The organism is Mycobacterium sp. (assembly GCF_050701515.1).
Classification (GTDB): Bacteria; Actinomycetota; Actinomycetes; order Mycobacteriales; family Mycobacteriaceae; genus Mycobacterium.
The window spans coordinates 1-5,864 of the sequence record NZ_JBOGDB010000193.1 but is presented as its reverse complement, the minus strand read 5'-3'; the positions used below and the strand labels follow the sequence as shown (position 1 = coordinate 5,864).

Sequence of the window (5,864 nt, the reverse complement as noted above, 5' to 3'; positions counted from 1 at the left end):
CTGTCCAGGGTCTGCGCCGTAGTACGCCATGACTAGCGCCCGCTGGCCATTTGTTGGTCCTGGGCGTTGCGGCGCGCATCTTGCGACGCTGTCTGCAGGGTGGAGACGACGGCACGCAGCTGCGCGGCGTGCTGTCCCTTCCAGTCGGCCTTGAATCGCTCGGCGTCGGGTCCTTGCCACTCGATCGAGTCGACGGTCGCCGACAGTTGTGCGATCAGCTTCTCGACCTCGCCGGCTCTTGCATTGAGCTGATTGGCCAGCATCTGAACCTGTTCGATGTCCTGTCCGAAATACGCCATGATTCGTCTCCCCTTAGATGATGGGCTGGGCGACCTGCATCCAAACGGCCTTGCCCTTGTCGATGAGAACGCCTCGGCCGGGCGGGAAGTCGTGCCGGCGGACCGGGCCGATAGGTGTGCTCAGCAGGCTGTCGGTTTCCAGCCCGCTGGGCGAGAGCACCAGCCCCCGTCGGGCCGACTTGAAGGGCTGCGCCAGCAGCCAGGCTTGGCTCCACGTGGACACCTCGGACTCGCCGACGACGAAAACCGATGCGTCGGAAAGGGTCTTCACCATCCGTGCGAGCTCCGCCTCGGCTTCGGTGGCGCCGAAGTCGGTGAGGGATTCGATGAGCACCACCGTGTTGGTGCCGCCACCCGTGCTGACGCCGGACATCAGGTCGTTGGCGAGGTCGACCACCGCGCTGGCGCCGATCGCAGTGTCGCTCCAGTCGCCGACGGCGCTGATGGTCGACGCGACGGGCGCCATGTACACGATGCGGGCGCCCGGGTTGTCGCGGCGCACCGCTTGGGCCAGCGTCAGCAGCGTGGTGGTGCGTCCGCTGCCGGGCGGCCCGGTCACCATCAGCATGCCCTGCGGGGTGATGCCGATCGGTGCGAGCGTCTCGTCGGCGATGCCGATAGGCATCCCGCTGGGGGCGCCGGTGGGCAGGGTGTCCAACGGAATGCGCTCGGCCAGCCGCTCGACGGGCTCCGGCGCCGCGAATCCCTTTTCTCGCATGGATTCTGCGAGCTGGTCGACGGCGCGGCCCTGCACGGCCACGTTGGGGTCGCCGCCGAACACCGCGACCTGGATTTCCTGGCCGTCCATGATCCCGCGGCCCTGCGGCGAGGCGGCCGACAGGATGTCGGCGGGCACTCCCGCGATCAGGTAGTCATCGTCGGTGGCCAGCCGCAGCACCAGGCGGCGCTGGATGGTCGACGCCAACGACGACGACAGCGCGCCCGGGCGGTCGCCGGTGATGGCGATGTGCAGTCCGAGCTGACGACCGTCCGACGCGATCTGGCTGAACATGCCGAAATACGGCGTGTGCGTGATGTGTTCGTAGGCGTCGCGAAACGCACCGATGCCGTCGACCAGTAACAGGATCCGGGGCTCGTCGGGATCGGCGAGGCGCCGGTACTCGGAGATGCTCGACGCCCGCGCCCGCGCGAACTTCTTGGCACGGTCCTCGAGGATCGCGGTGAGCCGGCGCAGCACCCTGCCGACGCGTTCGTCGTCGTCGCCGTCGACGACCGCCGCGACATGCGGCAGCCCTTCCAGCATGTGCAGGCTGCCGGAGGCGAAATCGAATCCATACACGTGCACCGGCCCGTCACCAGGTGCCAGCGCGGCCGAGATCGCCACCGAGCGAAGCGCTGTCGACTTGCCGGAGCCGCCGGTGCCGATGATCGCCATGTTGCCGTCGCGGTCCGGGGAGAAGCTGCCGATGGGCTGGAACTGGTCGGCGGGTGCGTCGGCCATGCCGAACACCAATTCGTTGTCGCGCGCGTAGCCGGTCAGCGATTCCAGGGGATACACCGCAAGCAACGGTGGCAGCCACGGCTTGCGCGGCGCCGGGATGGCCAGCGACTCGGCGGCCGCCCGGACGGTGGAGACAATGCGGGTGATGTCGGTCGGGCCGCCCGACAGCGTGGCGGCACGGCCGAGCGCCAGGTCGGGGTTCCACGGACGGCGCCGGCCGAACGCGAACTCGCAGATGTCGATCGGGGTGATGTCGGGTTGATCGGCAGACCAGCCGCCGACATAGCCGGACTGAAACGTCGTCAACCGGCCCGGGCCGGTCTTGGCGGCGGCACGTCCGGGGATCTCGGGTGGGAAGTGCGCCGCCAGCTTGTCGTCGATCACGTCCAGTGAGTCGTCGGCGTCGTTGAGCCGCAATGCGATCCGCAGGTTGGTGTTGGCGCGCAGGTTGTCCTTGATGACGCCCGCGGGCCGCTGGGTGGCCAGGATCAGATGCAGTCCCAGCGAGCGCCCGCGCTGCGCCACGTCGATGACGCCGTCGACGAACTCGGGCACCTCGGTGGCCAGCGCGGCGAACTCGTCGACGATGATGACCAGGCTGGGCGGCGTTTCCGGGTCACCCGTCTGCTCCAGGGACGCCAGGTCCTTGGCGCGCTTGACGTTCAGCAGGTGCTCACGCCGACGCAGTTCGGCGCGCAGCGACGTCAACGCCCGCCGCACCAGATGCGGCGAGAGGTCGGTGACCAGGCCGACCGTGTGAGGCAGTTGCACGCACTCGGCGAACGCCGCGCCACCCTTGTAGTCGACGAGCAGGAAGGTGACTCGGTCGGGGCTGTGCGCGGTGGCCATGCCCAGCACCCACGTCTGGAGGAACTCGCTCTTGCCGGAGCCGGTGGTGCCGCCGACGAGCGCGTGCGGCCCCTGTTCGCGCAGATCGAGGTGAAAGTTATCGGAGCCGGTCGACCCGACCAGGGCCCCCAGGGTGGCCGGGCGTCCCGACGGTGGGGGTATCCGGTCGTTGCGCTGCGCGACGGACTCGTTCGCAATCCATTGCCGCGCAACCGCGGTCGGGTCGCTGGCCAGGGCGGGACCCGTCAGGCTCAGGTACGTCACCGACCGCGGCAGGTCGGTTTCGTCCTCGACGGCCGCGCCGACGTCCACCACCGGTGCCAGCAGCAGCGCGACCTGCTTGGCGACCGGGATGTCGAGGCTGTCGCAGGCGACCGGGAAGCTGTGCCGGCCGTGGCGCACCTCACCGACCGTCGAACCCTCGGTTGCGTTGTCCACCAATACGAAGGTCCGGCACGCGGCGGGCAGGCTGCTGACCTGGGTGGCCACCCAGACGACGTGCACGCCGACCGGTCCGCCGCGTTCGGCCAGCCGCGTCAGCCGGGAACGGTCGATCGGCGCGGTGTCCTCGACGAGCACGATGACGGCGGGCACCACGCCCGCCGCGGTGTCGACCGTGCCGCCCGCGTCCTCGTCGATCGGCCCGAGCGACTCGGACACGCCGGACGGCTGGGATTCGCTGCGCTGCTTGACCAGATGCTCCAGCCGGGCCAACAGCGCAAGACCGCCGTTGGCGCTTTCGGTGAGATGGTTTCCGGCCAGCGGGCTGTGCACCGAACCGATGTGCGGCAGCCATTCCAGCCACTCCCACGACTCACGTGTCTGCGGTGAACTGAATGCGGTGACGGCCAGTTCGGCGGGCGAATGCAAACCGACCAGCTGCATGACGATCCCGCGTGCGACGCCGTCGACCAGCCCGCGCGGACCGCAGACGCCCAGGGCGCCGCACTCGCGGAGATCGGCCACGATCGGAACCTCGCTGATCTGAGCGAACTCTTCGCGAAGCTCGAGCGCCTGCTGCGCGTACTGTGTTTCGGCCTCGGGGTCATCGGAGATTTCCACGTGGCAACGCGACGGCGCATCGCCCAATCCCAAACGGACGGTGAGGAACTCGGGATGTTCGGGGCGATGGGTCCACAGCAGCGGGCCCAGCCGGTGAATGGCCTGCAAGATCTCGTCGAGAGCGGGCGTCTCGTTGAGCCGCACCACCTTCTCCACGCGCTGGGCCGCGGTCAGGTCCTCGGCGAGCTGCCGCAGTGCCTCGGCGAATCGCTCGATCGACTGCTTGTGCTTCTTCCTGGTCTGGAACATGGTGTCGATGTACATGCCCAGCATGAGCAGCGGGCTGAGCGCGATGAACACCACCACCAGCATGCTGCGGGTGACCGCGAACAGGACCAGTCCGAGCATCAACGGCAGCAGCATCGACACCACCGGGAAGTGCGTCGGTTCGGGCCGCTGCGGCGGGCGCGGAGCCGGGAACTTCCGGTCGGGGAAGCGGGTCAGCACCCGGGGTGAGCGGTTGAATTCGATTGCCGCGCTGTCGGTCTGGACGGTGCCCGGCCGCACGGTGTGCAGCACCGCGATCGACGTGTTGGCCAGCTTCACCACGTCGGTGGAACCGACCAGTGCCCGCTGCACCGGCCGGTCGCCCACCAGCACACCTGACGGCCCGGCCAGGTTGGAGATCTCGACGCTTTCGCCGACGATGACGGCGGCGTGCACATCGGCCACCCCGGGATCGGTGAGCATCACGTCGCTGGTGATGGCCGTGCCGATCACGGAGTTGCCTGCGGTGAGTGGGAATTCGCGGCCGGCGTCGGGACCTTCGAGCACCCGGAGTACGGCGACCGACCGGCCCCGCCGCGTACGCGGAACCATCGAGGGAGCCGCACCGGCGATGCTGACCGTCGAACCGGACCGGATGCCCGATTCGATGAGGCTTCGTCCGGGATCGAGAAGCCGTCCCTGCGCGGCGGTGTCGAACGCACTGTGTTCGAGTTTCAGCGTCGCGTTGGTGGGTCGGCGGGTGGCTCGCCGCTCGGGATCCCCGACGCTGAGCGCGGTAGCCAGGTCGGCGACCGACGCGGTCGCGTCGGCGGTCACCGCCACCCGTGCCCGGGTGCCGTCCTCACGGCGCAGCATGAACTTGAGTTGCATCAGCGTTGTCCCGTCGCACCGAGGGGCACTGGTGAATGCACACTTTTCAGGCCGCGGTCTACGGTCCGGCGCAGACCGGTCTGCTGGCGCGGGCCCAGTGGGTTTGCGCCCACCGCGATGTCGATCAGGACCAGCCCGCTGACGCGGTCATGCATTCCGCCGCGCGGGGGGCCGGCGATGGCGGGCAGTGCGGCCAGGCCCCCGGTGGCGGCGAACACCAGGCTGCGACCCGCCGCGGCAGGGAATCCCGGCGCCCGCCGATCCGCCTCTCGGATTAGCCGAAGTCCCAGTACTGATTTGCCGAACGACGTTCCGCTGAACCCCTGCCATATCTGCATCCAAATCCACACCGCGACGAAGGCCACCGGGACCACGAGGTACACCACCTCGGCGACGCCGAGGATTGCGCCGACAGTGGCCAGCGGCAGCACCGGGCTGGCCATCACCGCGAGATCGAGCAGGAAGCTGCAGCAGCGCACTCCGGGGCCGGCCAGCACGATCTGGTCGGCGGCCACCGCCGATGCGGTCAAGGGATCTGGCTGGGCCGCAGCGCGGTTCGTCACCGGCACCGGCTGCGAGTGAACCTGGCGTTTCGGTGCGGCCTTGCCGCAAGCGTTGCAGTAGTGGGCGTTTGCGCGCAGGGGCGAGCCGCAGTGGGCACAGGTTGCGTCCATGCCGGTCGCCGGCCCTGACATCACCGTCTGTCCTAACCTCCAACCAATTTTCCTAGTCAACATAGGCAGGGTAATGCGGTACCGCAGCCGATTGCCGTCGATCGAACGTACGATTGCTCGCACTCACCGTCTCTGTCGACGATGAGGGGACGCAGCCATAAGGACATGAGGAGGGTGCTGGTCGTGGGTGATTCCGCGCTGCCGCCAAGCCGCTTCGGCGCGGGGTTCACGGTCGGCGGGCCGACCGTGGCGCCGTCGGCCGCGCGCCCGACCGTGATTCCGCCTGGCGTGTCTGTCGTGAAGACGAACCCGCTGGCGGTACTCGCATTCGTGCTGGTGCTGCTGTTCGGGCCGTTTGTGGTCCCGCTGACCATCCCGTTGGCCTTCGTCGCCCGCAGCCGATCCGCGCAGGCCGGGCAG

4 protein-coding genes are annotated in these 5,864 nt (G+C 68.9%); 1 reads left to right on the top strand and 3 read right to left on the bottom strand.

Annotated features, from left to right (window positions below; all coding sequences use genetic code 11):
• Window positions 1-32: 32 nt before the first annotated feature.
• Genes ACRDU5_RS15950 through ACRDU5_RS15940 form a run of 3 tightly spaced genes read right to left on the bottom strand, consistent with a single transcriptional unit; the run spans window position 33 to window position 5,333 of the window.
• The gene (locus tag ACRDU5_RS15950; RefSeq protein WP_526615598.1) at window positions 33-299 is read right to left on the bottom strand and encodes a hypothetical protein; all 267 of its coding nucleotides are present in this window, start codon (window positions 297-299) and stop codon (window positions 33-35) included.
• 13 nt (window positions 300-312) lie between these two features.
• Window positions 313-4,770 (bottom strand): type VII secretion EssC family protein, encoded by a 4,458-nt coding sequence (locus ACRDU5_RS15945; protein ID WP_526615597.1) that lies wholly within the window; start codon window positions 4,768-4,770, stop codon window positions 313-315.
• The gene (locus tag ACRDU5_RS15940) at window positions 4,770-5,333 is read right to left on the bottom strand and encodes an RDD family protein (RefSeq protein WP_526615596.1); all 564 of its coding nucleotides are present in this window, start codon (window positions 5,331-5,333) and stop codon (window positions 4,770-4,772) included. Before ACRDU5_RS15940 ends, ACRDU5_RS15945 begins: the two co-directional genes overlap by 1 nt.
• A 294-nt stretch (window positions 5,334-5,627) precedes the next feature.
• On the opposite strand from ACRDU5_RS15940, the gene ACRDU5_RS15935 reads away from it, so the two are divergent.
• The coding region (locus tag ACRDU5_RS15935) for a hypothetical protein (RefSeq protein WP_526615595.1) at window positions 5,628-5,864 on the top strand (237 nt) is incomplete at its 3' end.